Annotated in this window: 13 protein-coding genes; 11 read left to right on the top strand and 2 right to left on the bottom strand. The window is 45.2% G+C overall.

The features are described from left to right. Window positions 1-48 precede the first annotated feature (48 nt). From EL173_RS10185 to EL173_RS10160, 4 genes are all read left to right on the top strand, one after another. Window positions 49-246, top strand: coding sequence for a hypothetical protein (locus tag EL173_RS10185; RefSeq protein ID WP_005715221.1), 198 nt, complete (start codon window positions 49-51; stop codon window positions 244-246). A gap of 431 nt (window positions 247-677) precedes the next feature. Further along, window positions 678-2,969: an RNA polymerase recycling motor HelD gene (gene helD, locus EL173_RS10170; protein WP_005714640.1), complete on the top strand. Its 2,292-nt coding sequence runs from the start codon at window positions 678-680 to the stop codon at window positions 2,967-2,969. 4 nt (window positions 2,970-2,973) lie between these two features. Next, window positions 2,974-3,450 carry an acyl-CoA thioesterase gene (locus tag EL173_RS10165; RefSeq protein WP_014571446.1) on the top strand — a complete coding sequence of 159 codons (477 nt, stop codon included), beginning with the start codon at window positions 2,974-2,976 and terminating at the stop codon, window positions 3,448-3,450. A gap of 983 nt (window positions 3,451-4,433) precedes the next feature. Next, window positions 4,434-5,843 carry a C69 family dipeptidase gene (locus EL173_RS10160; protein ID WP_014571445.1) on the top strand — a complete coding sequence of 470 codons (1,410 nt, stop codon included), beginning with the start codon at window positions 4,434-4,436 and terminating at the stop codon, window positions 5,841-5,843. Between the two features lie 48 nt (window positions 5,844-5,891). Here the strand turns inward: EL173_RS10160 and EL173_RS10155 are convergent, their stop codons facing one another. Together EL173_RS10155 and EL173_RS10150 are read right to left on the bottom strand one after the other, a co-directional pair. After that, window positions 5,892-6,179: a hypothetical protein gene (locus EL173_RS10155; protein ID WP_005692912.1), complete on the bottom strand. Its 288-nt coding sequence runs from the start codon at window positions 6,177-6,179 to the stop codon at window positions 5,892-5,894. A 49-nt stretch (window positions 6,180-6,228) separates the two neighbouring features. Then, window positions 6,229-6,579, bottom strand: coding sequence for a hypothetical protein (locus EL173_RS10150; RefSeq protein ID WP_014571444.1), 351 nt, complete (start codon window positions 6,577-6,579; stop codon window positions 6,229-6,231). Between the two features lie 315 nt (window positions 6,580-6,894). Here EL173_RS10150 and coaA point away from each other — a divergent pair, with 315 nt between their 5' ends. The 7 genes from coaA (at window position 6,895) to EL173_RS10115 (ending at window position 18,404) form a co-directional block, all read left to right on the top strand. Then, a complete protein-coding gene (coaA, locus tag EL173_RS10145; protein ID WP_005687330.1) occupies window positions 6,895-7,821 on the top strand; it encodes a type I pantothenate kinase in 927 nt (308 codons plus the stop codon). A gap of 181 nt (window positions 7,822-8,002) precedes the next feature. Continuing rightward, window positions 8,003-9,556, top strand: a complete 1,554-nt coding sequence (guaA, locus tag EL173_RS10140; RefSeq protein ID WP_005692914.1) for a glutamine-hydrolyzing GMP synthase — start codon at window positions 8,003-8,005, stop codon at window positions 9,554-9,556. 249 nt (window positions 9,557-9,805) lie between these two features. Further along, complete coding sequence (locus EL173_RS10135) at window positions 9,806-12,469, top strand: class I SAM-dependent DNA methyltransferase (protein ID WP_019728393.1); 2,664 nt, start codon at window positions 9,806-9,808, stop codon at window positions 12,467-12,469. Then, window positions 12,438-14,411 (top strand): DEAD/DEAH box helicase, encoded by a 1,974-nt coding sequence (locus EL173_RS10130; RefSeq protein ID WP_370742377.1) that lies wholly within the window; start codon window positions 12,438-12,440, stop codon window positions 14,409-14,411. Before EL173_RS10135 ends, EL173_RS10130 begins: the two co-directional genes overlap by 32 nt. Next, a complete protein-coding gene (locus tag EL173_RS10125; protein WP_019728391.1) occupies window positions 14,404-15,612 on the top strand; it encodes a GIY-YIG nuclease family protein in 1,209 nt (402 codons plus the stop codon). Before EL173_RS10130 ends, EL173_RS10125 begins: the two co-directional genes overlap by 8 nt. 24 nt (window positions 15,613-15,636) lie before the next feature. Then, window positions 15,637-17,280 carry an ATP-dependent nuclease gene (locus tag EL173_RS10120; RefSeq protein ID WP_019728390.1) on the top strand — a complete coding sequence of 548 codons (1,644 nt, stop codon included), beginning with the start codon at window positions 15,637-15,639 and terminating at the stop codon, window positions 17,278-17,280. Then, complete coding sequence (locus EL173_RS10115; RefSeq protein WP_019728389.1) at window positions 17,280-18,404, top strand: UvrD-helicase domain-containing protein; 1,125 nt, start codon at window positions 17,280-17,282, stop codon at window positions 18,402-18,404. The genes EL173_RS10120 and EL173_RS10115 overlap by 1 nt, the downstream gene beginning before the upstream one ends. Window positions 18,405-18,418: the final 14 nt, after the last annotated feature.

Below are 18,418 nucleotides of genomic sequence, written 5' to 3'. Positions count from 1 at the left end.
GGATGAGTCAATCGTAACGAAAAGTGTTTATAAATGAAAGGAAAGCGTATGATACAAAATCAAAAACCTTCACGTCAAGGTAAATCGTTTTTCAATCGGCGTGCCGTCATCGTTGGTACTTGTGTGTTAATCGGGTTGTTGGTCAGTTTACCGTTTAAAAAGATTCTGTTAGGCGTGGCGGTTGGATTGGCGGTTGGGTATGTGTTGGAGGCTTGGACGCCGTTGTTGCGCGGGAAGTTGAAGTAGGGGCATTTGTGTTCTGGCTTATGCCCATAACGCGCTCACCGGCGCAGGGATCTGCGTGTAAGGACATTGGTGGCAATGGGCAAAGTCCGGCCATTACGTTTAAGGCCGCTTTTGTTCTAGCTTACGCCCATAACGCGCTCACCGGCGCAGGGATCTGCGTGTAAGGACCTTGGTCGCAATGGCCAAAGCCCGGCCATCACGTTTATGGCCGCTTGTGTTCTGGCTTATGCCCATAACGCGCTCACCGGCGCAGAAGTCTGCGTGTAAGGACCTCAGTCGCAATGGCCAAAGCCCGGCCATCACGCCTGAGGCCACTTACACTCCGACTTCTAACCGCGCCGGTTCGCGCTCACACTCTTTTTTGCGGCGTTTCCTCATAAGTGATAAGATGTTATAACGATTATTTAATAACCGTTAAAGGAGATGACGTCGTGGCTGGGAATGAACAAGCTAAAGAGCAGCAGCATTTGGATGCGATCATGAAGGAGCTTTCGGGTGCCAAGGAGCGGCTTTCTAAAGAGATGGCCAAGACCAAGACCGAAGAGAAGAATATCAGTGATAACTTTTTCAACGATTTTTCTTTAAACTTCACGAATTATGCTGAAACCATTGAAACAGCTGCTTCGATTCAGCAACAGCAGCGGGTGCTTGATGAGCGGACGAATGCTTGGAAGCAAAGCGCACAGCAGCTGGTGACAGTGCAGCGGCTGTTGGGAAACCCTTATTTTGCCCGGATTGATTTTCAGGAAGGTCGCGAAAAGCCGGAGACGATTTATATTGGCCTCGGTTCGTTTACGAATGAGGCTGGCAAGTTTCTCATCTATGACTGGCGGGCACCGATTAGTTCGATTTATTATGATGGCGGCTTAGGTAAGGTGACTTATCAAACCCCTGATGGCCCGCAACAAGTCACGGTCTCCTTAAAACGGCAATTTGTGATTAAAAACGGTCAAATTCAGACCATGTTTGACACAACCGAAACCATTGGCGATCAAATGTTGCTGGAAGTTCTGGGTGAAAAATCCGATACCCAGATGAAGACCATTGTCACGACGATCCAGCGCGAACAAAACCAGATCATTCGCGATACCAAAGCGGATTTGTTGTTCGTCCAAGGGGCAGCCGGCTCCGGGAAAACCAGTGCCGTGTTGCAGCGGGTTGCGTACTTACTTTATCGTTATCGCGGTAATCTGACGAGCAGCCAAGTGATCATGTTTAGCCCCAACCAACTTTTCTCCGACTATATCAGTAATGTGTTGCCGGAATTAGGCGAACAAAACATGGTCCAATTTACGTATTATCAATATGTCACCCGGCGCCTGCCACATATTGAGGTTCAGAACCTCTTTTCCCAATTCGAACAGCAGTTGACGCCGGTGCAAAAGAAAATTGCCCGGGTCAAGGGAAGTTTGGACTTCTTTAAAACTGCCCAGACCTATGCAACGAGTCTGGAACGCTCCGGATTGCGGTTTAGGGATATCCGGTTCCGCGGCGAAGTTTTCTTTTCACGCAAGCGGATTCGGGAGATCTTCTACAGCTATAACGAAAATTATCATATGGGCAACCGCCTGAATGCGACTAAAGAGCGGCTGATTAAAATGTTGAATCGCAAAATTGAATCCGAGACCAAAGCACAGTGGGTTCAAGAAGCAGTTCAGAATCTAAGCGATGAAGAAATTCGCTCCATGCAACAAGATGGGCCAAAAGAATTTAAGAATAGTGACGATGAATATCGCTTCTTTGCCCGGCAGTTGGTCATGAAAGGTTTTGACGCGATTCAGCAAGATATTGTCCGCAACCGGTTTATCAACATTCGCGGGCAATATGTCAGCTTTTTACGCGAAGTGCCTGCCATTTACGACTTAGCAGCGGAAGGGATTTCCGAAGCTGACTGGCAAGCAGAAGTGGATCACTTTATTGCCATGTTCAAGGAACGCAAACTGCCCATGGCTGACGCAACGCCATATTTGCACCTATATGATTTGATTACCGGCCGGCACGGAGAACGCGAAATGCGCTATGTCTTTGTTGATGAGATTCAAGATTACACGCCATATCAGTTGGCTTATCTTAAAGCCAGTTTCCCCCGTGCGAAATTTACGTTACTTGGCGACTTGAATCAGGCAATTTTCACAAAGGATGACTCGCGGACGCTGATTAATGAGACCAGCAAGTTGTTCGATCCGGAGAAAACCCGTGTGGTGCAGTTGACGCAAAGTTATCGGTCAACGAAACAGGTGACGGATTTCACCAAAGCCATTTTGACATCCGGTCAGAAAATCGTTGCCTTCAATCGCCAAGGTCCATTGCCGAAACTAATTGTCCGGCCTGATGAAGCAGGTTTGATGACCGCACTGCAAGCTCAGCTGAAGGTGAATGACGAGGCCAAACAAACCACCGCGGTGATTGCCAAAACCTTGGAAGCCGCAGAAGCAATTTATGCTAAGATGAAGGCTGCCGGCATTAAAGTCACCCTCATCAAGTCCGAAAATCAACGCTTGGCGGCCGGCGTCATTGTCGTGCCAAGTTTCTTAGCCAAGGGATTGGAATTCGACGCCGTGGTGCTGTGGCAGGTTAACGCGAAAAACTACCACGAAGAAGACGAACGCGAATTGCTATACACCGTTGCATCGCGGGCCATGCATCGGCTGACAATGCTAGCCAGTCCGGATGTGACGCCGTTGTTGGACAAGGTGCCAGAAGAATTGTATGAGCGGGGGTAAGCGAATGGTTAAAATGCGTGATACATTGGCAGTTTCCAGTTATCGCGTCTTTCCAGGGATGCTAAACGCCCATCAGACGCTGTTTGGCGGTCAGATCTTCACCTGGATCGATGACGTCAGCTCCATTGCCGCGCAACGATTAGGTCGACGCGGATTAGCCACCGGATCACTGGATATGGTTCGATTAGCCGCACCGGTTAAAATGGGGGATGCCCTAATTATCAAGTGTATGGTTAGCGGCGTCGGTCATCGCTCACTTGAAGTCTTCGTGCAACTTATCGGCGAGCACTTAGCTAGCGGCGAGCGTTTTCAAGTGGGAACGGCCTTTGCAACTTTTGTGGCCCGCCACAAGGAAGACGGTCCACTGCCACCAGTAGAAGCCGAATCGGACTTTGAAAAGCGGCTGCTCGCGGGTTACGCTGAACGGCGGGCGGATTATCGGAAGATTAACGCGAGCTTTGGTGAAGTGCCACTGGATTGAAAGTTGCCGAGCGCTGATGTTGATCAAAAGATGGGGCAGATATGGGGAAAATGTGTTTGCTACAGTGTTAGCGTATAAACGTATGATTAGAGTTTATAGCTGCAAGCAAAAGACGCGCTATTTTTTCGTTCTGGCGAAAATAGCGCGTCTTTTGTAGTCTTCGGATTCGGGTGATTGGAATTTGGCGCGGTTCAAAAATGGTTAGATACCCATCTCATTTCGGTATGCAGAATTTGGTAAGTCCGGAATAGTTTGGCTAGACGCATCATTAGACTGCATGCTAAAATGAATATGTAAAAAGGCTAGCGGTTTCCAGTCGCTAGCCCTTGTGGAACTAACAACGCCGTCAACAGCGGCTCAGAAGTGGCAAATAGCCATCCTAAGTCTGTCAAACGTTGGGGATGGCTATTTTTTGCGCTTGTTTTCGGCTGTCAACACTGTGACCAGCACAATCAACGTCATGAAATTATCCACAACTTGATTGACCAGACTCAGAGCTTCGAAGACCGACAAACACAGGCTCCTTTCTTCAGTGGGTTGTGAGCTTCAGGGAAGAAAACCATCTGCATCACCCCCTTCGTCTGAGAGTAGCCGCCATCTCTTGACGTTGCCAATTTGATTGTAGCAAACCGGTGTTCGCGGTTCCACACATTTCAATTGTTATGCTTTATTTTTAACGTTTAATAGCCGCAAATTGAATTGCTGTTTATTTTAAATTCGTGATGAGCTGGATTCTGAGTTCGCTTGGCTAGACGCACAATTAAACCGCATGTTAAAATTTTTAAAGCAACAACGCCATTAACAGCGGCTCTGAGATTACAAATAGCCATCCCGAGGCTGTCAAACTTTAGGGATGGCTATTTTTTGCGCTTGTTTTCGCACACCCTTGGCAAACCTGTCTTCACGCGGTAAAGTTAATCATAAATCCATTCCCGCACGGTTCTGCACATCTGCGGATTCATTTTGAAAGAAGGACGATTATTTTGGCAAAACGTTATGTCGGCTCCTGTACCACAGTGTTGGTCGGTAAGAAGGCTTCCATCGATGGTTCCACGATCATTGCCCGGAACGAAGATGGCGAATCACCATTACATCCGCAAAAGTTTGTGTACGTTAAACCTGAGGATCAGCCGCGTCATTACCAGTCTGTTTTGAGCAAATTTTCCATTGATCTGCCGGCCGATCCATTAGGGTATACGTCAACGCCTGAAGCTGAGGACGGTCACGGTATTTGGGCGGCTGCAGGGATTAATAGCGAAAACGTGGCGATGACCTCAACTGAGACAATTACCACCAATAGCCGGGTGCTCGGCGTTGATCCGCTTGTAGCTGAAGGCATCGGAGAAGAAGACATGCCAACCATCGTGCTGCCATATATTCACAGTGCGCGTGAAGGGGTGCAACGTCTAGGCAGTCTGCTTCAACAATATGGCACCTATGAAAGTAACGGAATTGCCTTTGCCGACAAGGATGAAGTTTGGTACTTCGAAAGCATCGGCGGCCATCACTGGGCAGCGATCCGCATTCCTGACGATGCGTACGTGGTTGCACCGAATCGCTTCAATATTACCGATTTTGATTTTGCCAGTGATGATACAATGAGCAGCGCCGACCTGCGTGATCTGATTGAGACCTATCACCTCAACCCAGACCCAGAAGGCTACAACTTGCGCCACATCTTCGGCTCGGCCACTATCAAAGACACCCGTTACAACAACCCGCGGGCATGGTACGGCCAAAAGTATTTCAATCCGGAATTCGACACCACGCCAATCGATCAGGATCTTCCGTTTATCTGCCGCACTAACAAAAAGATCAGTATCGAAGACGTGAAGTTTGTCGAAAGTTCCCACTACGAAAACACGCCATACGATGTTTACGGTTCGCTTGGCACGCCGGCGCAGAAAAAGCTGTACCGGCCGATCGGGATCAACCGTAATCAGGAACTTCACATTTTGCAAATTCGTAACGATGTGCCTGCTGCAATTGCAGGTGTTCACTGGTTGGCATTTGGCCCGAACACCTTCAACACAGTGGTTCCGTTTTATGCTAACGTTACCGATACACCGGCAGCATACCGCGACACCGGCGATAAGTTCGATGTCACCAAAATGTATTGGCTCAGTAATCTGCTGGCAACGTTTGGCGACTACGACTTTTCATTGTTCAAAGATCAAGAAGATGTGTTTGAGCAAAAGACTGTGGCTGCTTGCCGTCATCTGCAACTTGAAACGGATAAAGCAGTGCAGGATGCCAAAGACATTCAGGCACATTTAACCGCTGTTAACAAGAAAATGGCCGATTTAGCCATGACCAACAGCAATGAACTGCTGGGCCAAATGGTTGCCGCCGCAGCTCCGAATATGAAACTGGCCTTTAAGTTACAGGATTAATGGAGGTATCTAAAAAGCGCTCATACCAGAGCGCTTTTTGTATGCCAATTATTGCTTGGCCCGCCTGCGATAATCGCGAAACCGCAATGTTGCCCGAATCAAAAATACCGGCATAAGGACAACCAGTAACAGGCCGACCAACACAATGGTACCTTTTGTGGCCCGAAGTTGGGTAAGAACCAGCAACCACAATGCAAAGGCTGTGACACTAACACAGAAAATGACCAGCAGTATGTACCACGTCCAATACCAAAATGGACGGGGATTGCGGCGAAAGGTGGGAACAAGAAAAATGGCGATCAAAATCGAACCGAGAAAGCTCAGGATCTGACGCATGATGCCGTTCACCTCCTTTTGAAAATGGACCTTGTAGCGGGGGACAACCTTAAAGTTCTTGATACGGTTTTTCGGCCGCTATCTTTTCTGCCCGTTCTTTAACTAACGCGCGGCGATAGTTGAAAAATCTGATGCTAACCCGGTACCACATGAAGAGCCCGGCCAGCAAGAGCACAGCCGCAACAAAGACGATCATGATTGAAATCGGGTCCGCGGTGAGGCTTTCAATCAATAACCAAGCCCCAGCTGCGGTAATCCCACCATCGATAAGCGAAGTGAGCACCATGCGAAAACCGTTAAATTTAGGCGATGCGGTCAAATCAAATTCTGGCATAAAGATGGGGGCCAGTAAAAACTCAAAGATAATATCGGAGAAGAGTTCCAGCAAGAACTCGATCATGGGCAGCACCTCCAGCCGGCTTGTTAAGTTCATGACAGCGCTTCGTTGGTTTGATTGTGAACAATTATTCTGAAACTGTCAAGATAAACGGCAGTTAAGAAAAACGTAAGGAAACCGCAGTTGCGAAGATCACAAACGACGCCAAATAGGAAACGGTATGTCAATATTTTTGGGCGTGATCGGCAGCATTTGCCATTGCGATCAAGGGCCTTTGCACATGCCTTTTCATCGGATGAACGCGTTTTCGCGGTTAACCAAACATGGACGCGTTTCTATGCTAAAATAAGAACATTAAACGCAAGGACACGGTAAGTTATGCAATCCGAAATGAATTTCTACAAGTTTGATCGGGCAGAATGGTCACAGTTTCATTCGCAAAATTTTACCAGCGTGACCGATGCCGAGCTGGCGCAATTACGCTCACTGAATGATGAAATCAGCCTCGATGATGTCAAAACCATCTATTCACCATTACGCCACTTGATTCACATTCGCTATGAGGACTACCAGGGCGATATGTTTACCCTGAGCCGTTTTCTGGGCATGCAGCGCAATCCGCACACACCGTTTATCATCGGCATTGCCGGTTCGGTGGCAGTCGGAAAAAGCACCACCGCACGACTGCTGCAATTGCTGTTGAGTCGGGCTTATCCGGATAAACGGGTTCAACAAATTACCACGGATGGCTTTTTATATCCCAACGCGGAACTTGAACGCCGCGGGATTCTGGATCGCAAGGGTTTTCCGGAAAGCTATGACATGGAACTGCTCATTCATTTTATGAACAACGTCAAAAATGCGAGCGGGGTGGTTCGAGCGCCAAAATATAGCCATCAGATTTATGATATTGTTCCAAATGAATATGAAGTCATTGACCGGCCGGATATCCTGATTGTGGAAGGGATTAACGTCTTGCAGCTGCCAAGCAAGCAGCCGATTTATGTCAGTGACTATTTCGACTTTTCCATTTATGTTGATGCGGATCCGGTGTTAATTGAGCAGTGGTACCTGGAACGTTTCGGGATTCTGCTGGACACGGCCTTCACCGATCCAAGCAATTACTACTATCAATACGCCATTGGCAATCGGGCTGATGCATTTGCCATGGCGCGGCAGGTCTGGCATGATGTCAATCTCAAGAACCTCAAGGAATATATCTTGCCCACAAAGAATCGGGCCGACGTCATTTTGCATAAAACAAAAGGACATAAAATTGACCAGGTTTCGTTGAGAAAATGGTAAAATAGAGCCTTGGTTGGTTTTCAGAAACTGAGGGGTACATGTGTGAAAGCTTGAAATCAGTTAGACTGGTGAGACTGTCACTTGACAGTTTTACTCAGATGAGAGGCTTCTCACCCATGATTGACCAGCTTATGAAAACTCTGTAAAATTAGTGCATTCAAACAAGGGAGTGTGGCGGACTGTGGCAAATGACCAGAACAAGGATTACGACAAGATCATCGTCCTCGATTATGGTAGTCAGTATAATCAGTTAATCACCCGGCGTATCCGGGAATTTGGTATCTACTCTGAATTAAAGCCTCATACCATCACAGCGGCTGAAGTCAAGGAAATCGCGCCTAAGGGAATTATCTTCTCTGGTGGTCCGAACAGTGTCTATGACGAAGGTGCGCTCGGGGTTGATGAGGACATTTTCAAACTTGGCATTCCGATTCTAGGCGTGTGTTATGGTATGCAGCTGATGGCTCAACGACTCGGTGGTGATGTCGAACCGGCAGACAACCGCGAATACGGCAAGGCCGACATCGAAGTCACCGATGCCAGCGCCAAACTCTTCCACGATCTGCCAAAAGACCAGACTGTCTGGATGAGTCACGGCGATTTAGTCACCCGCGTTCCGGATGGCTTCCGCACCACGGCCACCAGCGTCAACTGCCCAATCAGTGCGATGGACGACGATGACCGTAAATTCTACGGCATTCAGTTCCACGCCGAAGTGCAAAACACTCAATACGGCCACGAAATTCTGCACCATTTTGCCTTCGACGTCTGCCACGCCGAAGCCAACTGGAGCATGGACGACTTCATCACCAAACAAATCGCCAAAATCCGGGCCGAAGTCGGTGACAAGCGCGTCCTTCTTGGCCTCTCCGGCGGGGTTGACTCTTCCGTTGTCGGCGTTTTGCTACACAAAGCAATCGGCACCCAGCTAACCAGCATCTTCGTTGATCACGGCCTGCTGCGAAAAGGCGAAGCAGAACAAGTCATGGACAGCCTCAAAGGTAAATTTGGCCTCAACATCATCAAAGTTAACGCCAAAGACCGCTTCCTCAATGACCTAAAAGGCGTCACTGACCCAGAAAAGAAACGGAAAATCATCGGCCGCGACTTCATTGAGGTATTCAACGAAGAAGCTGCCAAACTCAACGGCATCGAATTCCTCGCCCAAGGTACGCTATACACCGATGTGGTTGAATCCGGAACCGATACCGCGCAAACAATCAAGTCCCACCATAACGTCGGCGGCCTACCAGAAGACCTCAAATTCAAACTAATCGAACCACTAAACAAACTCTTCAAAGATGAAGTCCGCGAACTCGGCGAAAAACTGGGTATGCCACATTCACTCGTCTGGCGCCAACCATTCCCAGGCCCAGGCCTCGGCATCCGGGTTATCGGTGAGGTGACTGAAGATAAACTGGAGATCGTGCGCGACTCCGACTATATTTTACGGGAAGAAATCGCTAAGCACGGGTTGGATAAGGATATTTGGCAATATTTTACGGTGTTGCCAGGCTTCCGTTCCGTGGGTGTAATGGGCGACGGTCGCACCTACGACTACACCATCGGCATCCGCGCCATTACCTCAATCGACGGCATGACCGCCGACTTTGCCCGGATTGACTGGGATGTATTACAGGAGATCTCGAGTCGGATTGTTAATGAAGTGAAGCACGTTAATCGCGTTGTGTATGATATTACTTCTAAGCCACCGGCAACGATTGAGTGGGAATAAAAGGTACATGTTAATTGAACCCGGAATGTTGATTTAACGGCGTTTTCGGGAGATACAAAGGATACGATTGGCGGGGAAATTGTTACGTTCCCCGCCAAAATCCCCGCCAAGTTTGGGCCGAATGAGGGCTGAGTTGGCGGGGATTTTTGTAGCCATTTGAGAAAACGCTATACATTATTTAATACCTTCTTGTAGCTTGCTATATTCTATTAGATAATTAGCTTAAGAACACCGCGTAGGGGGAGCAAAATGGCAATCACCGAGTACGAAGATCAAATTCAAGAAATCGTGAACAAATCTGATCACTCCGAGTTTATCTATGATTTTCTGGGCGTTTACGATATTCCCAGAGCAACCGTTACCAAGCTACGCAAAGGCATGAACAACCTTGCAAAAGAAGCGGGTGCGGTCTATTTGAAAAACAAGTTGTACTTCAGAGAAGGCACTGGCGATTTAATGCAAGACTATGCCGACTTGCAAGAACGGGTCGACGAACTTGGTTCCAAGCCGCGTTATCTTCTGGTTACGGATTACCAGCATTTGCTAGCCAAGGATACAAAGACTAACGAGACACTTGATATTGAATTTGCGAAGTTGCCACAATACTTTGACTTCTTTCTTGCATGGAACGGCATTGAAAAGGCTGATTTCGATAAGGAAAACCCTGCTGATGTTCGGGCGGCTGAACGGTTTGCAAAGCTATACGATGTCGTTGTTAAAGATAACCCGGATGCAACACGCAAAGGATTGAACCTATTTCTGATTCGTATTCTGTTCTGTCTGTTTGCTGAAGATACCAATATCTTTGAACATGACTTGTTCACTAATCGAGTTAAGCAGATGACTGCTGATGACGGTAGCAATTTTGACCAATTCATCCGTAGTCTCTTTGGCGTGCTGGACTTTGAGAAAGGTCAACGGCCAGTCGATACTCCTAGTTGGTTGAACGACTTCCCGTATGTTGACGGCGACTTGTTCAAAGATCGGCATGAATCCTTACACTTTAGCGCCAAGTCTCGGAAGCTCATTATTGAAGCTGGGGAGCTGCTCAAATGGGATCAGATTAACCCTGATATCCTTGGCTCGATGATTCAGGCGGTTGCCAGTGAAGACAGTCGTAGCCATTTAGGTATGCACTATACTTCTGTGCCGAATATTATGAAGGTTATCAAGCCGCTGTTCTTGGACGGATTACGTGAAGACTTTGAAGCAGCAAAAGGTAATGAGAATCAGTTGCAGCAGCTATATGACCGCATTGGCAAGATCAAGTTCATGGACCCGGCCTGTGGTTCAGGGAATTTCTTGATTATCACATACAAAGAATTGCGGCAGCTTGAAATTGATATTCTCATTGAACTTAACAATATTGGTGTTTCGACGATGTACGTTCCATCAGTTACGCTTGATCAGTTCTACGGAATTGAAATTGATGACTTTGCGTGTGATGTGACGCGGTTGTCGTTGTGGATTGCAGAACATCAGATGAATGTTAAATTGCACGAGCAGATTAGTGATGCTGTTCGTCCAACGTTACCACTGCAACATGCGGGCGATATTTATCATGGTAATGCATTACGAGAAAATTGGAATAGTATTATGCCGTTATCACAGGATGAAGAAGCATATCTTTTTGGAAATCCTCCATATTTGGGCGCAAGAAAGCAAGGAGCAGATCAGAAAAATGATATAAGGGAATTGATGGGAACCGTTTCTGGAATTAATTCTTTAGATTACATTTCTGGGTGGTTCGTAAAGGGTGGAGAATTCATTTCCAAGACTAAGTGTCAGTTGGCTTTTGTAACAACAAATTCTATTTGTCAGGGTGAACAAGTAGGCGTATTGTGGCCGATGTTGTTTTCGTATGAGTTGGAAATATCTTTTGCATACACATCTTTTATGTGGAAAAATAATGCAAAAAAAAATGCTGGGGTAACGGTAATTATTGTTGGACTGGTATCGAAAGGACAAACAAGCGTTGACCATAAATTATTTTCCGACAATAGAATTTCAGTTGTGGAGCATATTTCTCCCTACTTGGTTGAAGGAAATGACGAGACTGTAAAAAAAAGTTCTAAGCAAATATTTGGACTACCTAAGATGGCGTTTGGAAGCATGCCAAATGACGATGGCAACTTGATCCTGGATGAAAAAGAGTTTCGTAATCTTTCTCGGGATACTAAACGCTACATTAAGAGATTCGTGGGTTCGCAAGAATTCCTAAATAGTATTAATCGATACTGTATTTGGCTGTATGGTGCAGACCAGAAATATCTAAACAATGACTTCATTATGAGCAGAATTTCGAAAGTTAGAGAATATCGTCTGTCGAGTAATAGGTTAGCTACAAAACGATTGGCTGCAAGTTCTGAGCTGTTTGGCGAAATACGTTGGAAAGATAGACCCGCCATCATAATACCTCGTGTTTCATCAGGAAATCGATACTATGTTCCGATGGGTTACGTAGACTCTGACTCCGTTATTTCTGATTCTGGGATTGCCGTCTATGATGCTTCGGTATGGCTGTTAGGACTTTTGGAGTCTCGAATGCATATGGTTTGGCTGCGTAACATTGGAGGAAAGCTCAAGAATGATTATAGATATTCAGCTAGTTTGGTTTACAATACCTTCCCCGTCCCCGAAATTTCATCACGGCGAAAAAAAGAAATGGAAGAAATTGTATTTCAAATATTGGATATGCGTGAGGAAGATGGAGGCACTCTTGCTGAGCAGTATGGATCTCCCTTGGCAGACAAAAACCCTAAACCAATGAGAGAAGCTCTCCAAAAGCTGCACCAAAATTTGGACCAAGTTGTTGATAGAGCATACAGAAAAACAGACTTCACTGATAATAACGATCGGTTGGCTACGCTACTAAATATGTATGAAAAGAAGGTGCAGTCTCTTGATAAATAAAAATGTGGTAGACGTTAATTACCATCAAACTGGAAAAAGTACGAATACGAATGAACTAGGCATGCGCGAGATGCAGGCACGAGTCTATCAACATCGCAGTTCACAGTACATTTTGGTTAAGGCGCCACCAGCTTCTGGTAAGTCACGGGCTTTGATGTTTGTTGCGCTGGATAAGTTGGCTAATCAAGGTGTCCGAAAGGTTATTGTTGCCGTTCCCGAACGCTCGATTGGGAAGTCTTTCCAACACACCGAGTTAGCTAAGTTTGGTTTCTATGAAGATTGGTCAGTAGATTCGCAGTATGATCTTACTCTAAATGGTGGGGATGCGGGCAAAGTTCAGAAATTCATTGATTTCATGAACGACGATACGGCTACCATTCTCATTTGTACACACGCCACGCTGCGTTTTGCGTATGAGAAAGTCGATGATGATCATAAGTTCGACAACGTAATGTTGGCGATTGATGAATTTCACCACGTTTCTTCTGAAGACAGCTCTGTCCTTGGTGGTGCGCTGAAGAACATTATGCATAACTCAACGGCACATATACTTGCAATGACGGGGTCTTATTTCCGTGGCGATTCGTCGCCAATCCTAACGCCGGAAGATGAGCAGCAGTTTGATAAGGTTAATTACACTTATTATGAACAATTGGACGGCTACAAATACTTGAAGTCATTTGGCATTGATTACAAGTTCTATCAAGGCTCGTATCTCACGGCTTTGGATAAAGCGGTAGACGTGTCTAAGAAGACCATCATTCACATTCCTAGTGTTAATTCAAGTGAATCAACCAAGGACAAGTACAATGAGGTTGACGCTATATTTGATACCATTGGCACGGTTGAGTCGCAGGACGATGAGACGGGAATATACACGCTCAAGAGCCATGTGGATGGACGTTTGTTGAAGGTTGCTGACCTAGTCAATGAAGAAGGCCGCGACAAGGTTCAAGAATACTTACGTAAGATGAAGCAGGCTGATCAGTTGGACATCCTGATTGCGTTAGGCATGGCCAAAGAAGGCTTTGACTGGCCGTGGGCTGAACAAGCATTGACCATTGGCTATCGCCGTTCATTAACGGAAATTGTGCAGATCATTGGCCGGGTTACGCGTGATAGCTCCAATAAGACGCATGCGCAGTTTACGAACATGATTGAACAGCCGGATGCCAAAGACGGTGACGTTCAATATGCGGTCAACTCGATTCTTAAGGCGATTACTGCCTCACTTTTGATGGAACAAGTACTGGCGCCAGAGATTCATCTGAAAGCACGTAAGCATAAGACGGACAAGTCTTCCGGCAATGGTGGTGATATCTTTGTCCGAGGACTGAAAGATCCATCGACCAGGGCTGTCCGTAGCATCATTGAGAATGACATGCCTGATCTGAAGGCGGCTATCCTGCAAGATAACGCAGTGAAGAATGGTATTGCGGCTAATGTAGACGCTGAGACGATGAACAAGGTACTGATTCCTAAAGTCATTATGACCCGCTACCCACGCCTAAATAATGAGGAAGTCGAAGAAGTCCGTCAATACGCGGTAGCAGACACCGCGCTGCGGCATGCAGTCGTGGATCAAACTACGGACAAGCACGGTAATACCAACGAGTTCTTACGAATGGCTGATAAGTTCATCAACGTTGATGAGTTAGATATCAATTTAATTGATTCCATCAATCCGTTCCAACGCGCATATGAAGTGCTGTCACAGAATATTGACAGTGACGTTTTGCGGGCAATTCAGCGTTCTATTGACGCTAAGAAGTTTGACTTCGATGAAGCTGAACTCGTCTACCTGTACAATCAGACTAAGCAATTCATCGCTGATAATGGTAGGGAACCATATAAAGGAAGCCGCGACGAGCTTGAGGTGAAGATGGCGTATGCGCTTGCTAAATTAAGGGATATGCAGGCACGGAGGCAGCAGAATGGATAATCAAAGCTTGATTCGGTCGCTGGATGACATTTTTAATGATCCGGACGCAACGTCTTTGCTCGCTAGCAAACTCAAACATACTCCCGTAAGCTATGACCCCACGGTAGAAGGATTTCAAGAGATTACCGATTGGGTGATTGCTCATGACGGTAACGAGCCACAGAAGCTGCGAGATCCCTCACAGATGAAACAGCGCAAGTTGGCAAGCCGATTAAAAGGTATCCGTGAAGATCCTGAGCGTCGGGATTTGTTGATGCCGTATGATACTGCAGGGTTACTAAGTGTTCATGAAGACGGCCCAGCGTTGAATGAAATTGTGAAAAACGAAAAGCAGGATTTCTCATCGTTGGATGATATTCTTAGCGACGATTCCATTCTGTTTAAGAAAAGTGATCAGCAGGCTGCCGGTAGCAAGTTGTTCGATACCAAGAAGCTCAACGAAATTCAGCGTGAGCAAGAAAATCGTCCGGAAGTGATCTCTCAGCGTAAGCCGATGAAGGAATTCAGTCAGTATGAAGCGATGTTCCACAAGGTTCAGGCTGAAATTGCTTCTGGTCAGCGGCAGCTTCGCCCGTTCAAGAATTACGAGTTGCTGAGCAAGCACTTCTACGTTCTTAAGGGACAGTTACTGTATATTGATGAGATTGGCGAAGAAGTTGAGCTTAATGACAACAGTCAGCGAAAAACTGATGCAAGAATGCATGTAATCTATGATAACGGGACCGAAAACAACCCGACTCGAAATGGGCTTGCCTCATCTCTGTATGGGCGTCAAGGCAGGATTGTTACGGAAGTTGAGCATGGTATTGAACTGACAAGTGACGACCATGTGACGGGGTTCATATATATACTGGAATCTTTGAGCGACAACCCTCAGATTAAGCGAATGCAAGCGAAGCACCCGTTGTACAAGGTTGGCTTCACTACTGGATCGGTGCAGGCAAGAATTGCCAACGCTGAGAATGAGTCAACTTATCTATATGGTCCAGTACGACTTGTCGGCGAGATCAAAGTAGTGAACTTGAAAGCTGAAGCGCTGGAAACTGCACTGCATCATGCTTTAGCAGAATACCAGTTAGATGTAGATATTACCGCAGCTAACGGACGAATTGTTAAGCCGCGTGAATGGTTTGTGGTTGACCTTAATACGATTCAAGAAATCACGACTAAGATTGTCATCACACTAAAATCAAAGCAGTAATAACTAAGATTGAGGGAGCTCAACATGAACATCGAAAGAATTGTTGTTAGCAACTACAAGATATATCAATCGTTAAATTTTTCGATTCAAAATGAAAATAATATTTTCGTTGGAGATAATGGGTCAGGGAAAACAACGCTTCTTGAGTCAATATATTTAGCACTTACAGGTAGGATTGATGGACAAAACGCTGAGCGGTTATTAACACCCGACATGTTTTCTAATGACATAAGAGCTGAATACATCAATCAATTAAAGAGTACGGGCAAAGCTTCGCTTCCTAAAATAATTATTGAGATATATTTTAAGGATGAGGATGAATATGCTCTACAGAAAGGAACCGAGAATTCGCAGAATATTGATTGTCCGGGAATTAGATTTGAATGCTCATTTGATACACAATATGGCAAAGAGTACCAGAATCGTCTGGAAATTACCGATGATGAAGAAGCAGGTTTTCAAGTGTTAGATATTCCGATTGAATATTATTCAATCAAAAGAACCTACTTTAGTGGGCAAAGTGTCATTCAACGGAGCAACCCATTTAAAGTGTTTTTTGTTGATGGCACTAGAAAGAGTTATTCGAGCTATATTGGAAAGTATATATACTCTACCATCGGAAGTTTATTATCAGATAATGAATCTTCTCAGATAAGAACTGTTTATGAGAATATCAGGCAAAACTTGAAGCAGCACAGTATTCTGAAAAAATTCAATGAGGATAATCAAGAAAACCTACACTTGGCAGGGAAGAATGTGGCGTTAACAGTTCGTGAAAGCTTACCTGATGATTGGCTGCAGGAAATAACCGTTAGTGTCGATGATTTTCCGTTTAATAATATTGGATTCGGTCTTCAAAAGATGATCGAACTGGAACTTGCAGTTGGTAAATCAGCTGATCAACCTGGTATATTGCTGTTTGAAGAACCAGAGAACAATCTATCATATCCAAATATGTCAAAATTGATAAATATTTTGGAGCAAGGGAGTAATAAACAAAAGTTTATTTCGACACATAGTAGCTTTGTGGCGAATAAACTAGGTCTTGATAATCTAGCATTATGTGGTGGAGGCAATATAGAAGCACTGACAGCTTTGAGTAAAGATGACATTGAGTATTTCAAACGGCTTCCGGGATATAATACGTTGCGAGTGCTATTGTCATCTTGTCCGGTATTGGTCGAAGGGCCGACCGACGAGCTGTTATTTAACGCAGCGTATATCCATGAGCGTAAAAAGCTGCCGATTGAGAATGGTGTTGATGTTATTGTGGTTGATTCGTTGGCTTTTAAACGATACTTAGACGTTGCAAAACTGATTGAGAAAAAAGTGATTGTAATCACAGATAATGATGGAGATGAGGAAGCCCTTGGTCGTAAATATGCAGGATATTTAGATGATCCGTTATTCTCCTTTTATGTTGAAAGCAATCACTCGCTTAAGACTATTGAGCCAAGTATGGTGAATGCGAACGTGGTGAATGGCACTCTTCCAGAATTGATCAGTGTTGTTTTTGAAGGTAAAAAAGATTCTGATACTATAACTGCGGACACCCTTGAAAAATATATGACTGCGCATAAGTCGCTTTGGTCGATGCGTGTACTTGAAGCTAACGCCGCAATCTCATATCCTGCTAATATCATTCAAGCAGTTGAGGCATGTATCTAATGGGAAATCGTGGAATACTTGCCTGTGCCGGAGCAGGGAAAACCTACACAATTTGTTCGGATGCGCTATCTTCTGAAGGCAGAAGTTTGTTAATCACGTATACTAACAAGGGACGAACAAGCATTGAAAAGCAAACATTAGAGCTCAATAATGAGGTTCCAACGGACAAAGTTAATGTAGAAACATGGTTCGGATTTTTGCTAAAAGAGATTATACGGCCCTACCAGTCCATATATTTCAAAGCATTGAAGTCGGGTTCACCGGTAGTTATCAATTACTTTCAGAGCATAGATTTCAGTACTACTTATGGACGCTTCAATAAATATAAGAAAGGGACATTTCAATACTTCTGGTCAAAAGGGAGGATGTTGAGACATAACGAAACTGTGGTGTTAGCGAATATTTTGTTCGAGTTGGCCGGTGATAAGATTATCAGACGGCTTGAGCAGCAATACTCCACTATTTTTTTTGATGAAGTTCAAGATTTGACCGGTACTGATATGGATATACTTAGGCACTTAATTGATTCCAGAATAGACGTAGTCATGGTCGGAGATCCAAAACAATTTACTTATCGAACACACGAGGAGCATAATAAGAACTCAGCTATTTCTGGCGTAAATATTGATAAATTCTTCAAGATATTAGAGCAAAAGGGAAAGTTGCAGGTTCAGTATAAACAAGTTACGCGTCGGTTTGGCAGCGCACTGGCAGACTTTGCAAATAGCGTTGATCCAAGTGGCGAATTACTGGCCGGTTCCGGAGAAGTATCCCAATCGGAACATGAAGGCGTGTTTATTCTTCCGTTGGAGTACCTAGCAGAATATCATCATGCTTATAGTCCTACTTACCTAGTTTATGATAGCAAGCAGGCCAAAAAGCTACCAAATTTCTGTTCAGAAGTAATTAACTATGGCGATTCAAAAGGAATCACAAGAGAGGATATCGTAATTTTGCCCAATGGACAGTTTGACAAGTTCCTTTTGGGTAAACCACTTACAGCGCCAACTAAATATTATATAGCCAGTACACGCGCTCGTCACAGCATTGCTTTTATCGTTAAGAATTCAGATAAGTACAGTTCTATTCATAGTGATTGGCCTGTATGGAAACCTCGATCATAGAGTTATTCCTTTAC

Origin of the sequence: Lacticaseibacillus rhamnosus (genome assembly GCF_900636965.1) — a bacterium.
GTDB lineage: Bacteria > Bacillota > Bacilli > Lactobacillales > Lactobacillaceae > Lacticaseibacillus > Lacticaseibacillus rhamnosus.
This window is presented reverse-complemented; position numbering and strand designations above follow the sequence as displayed.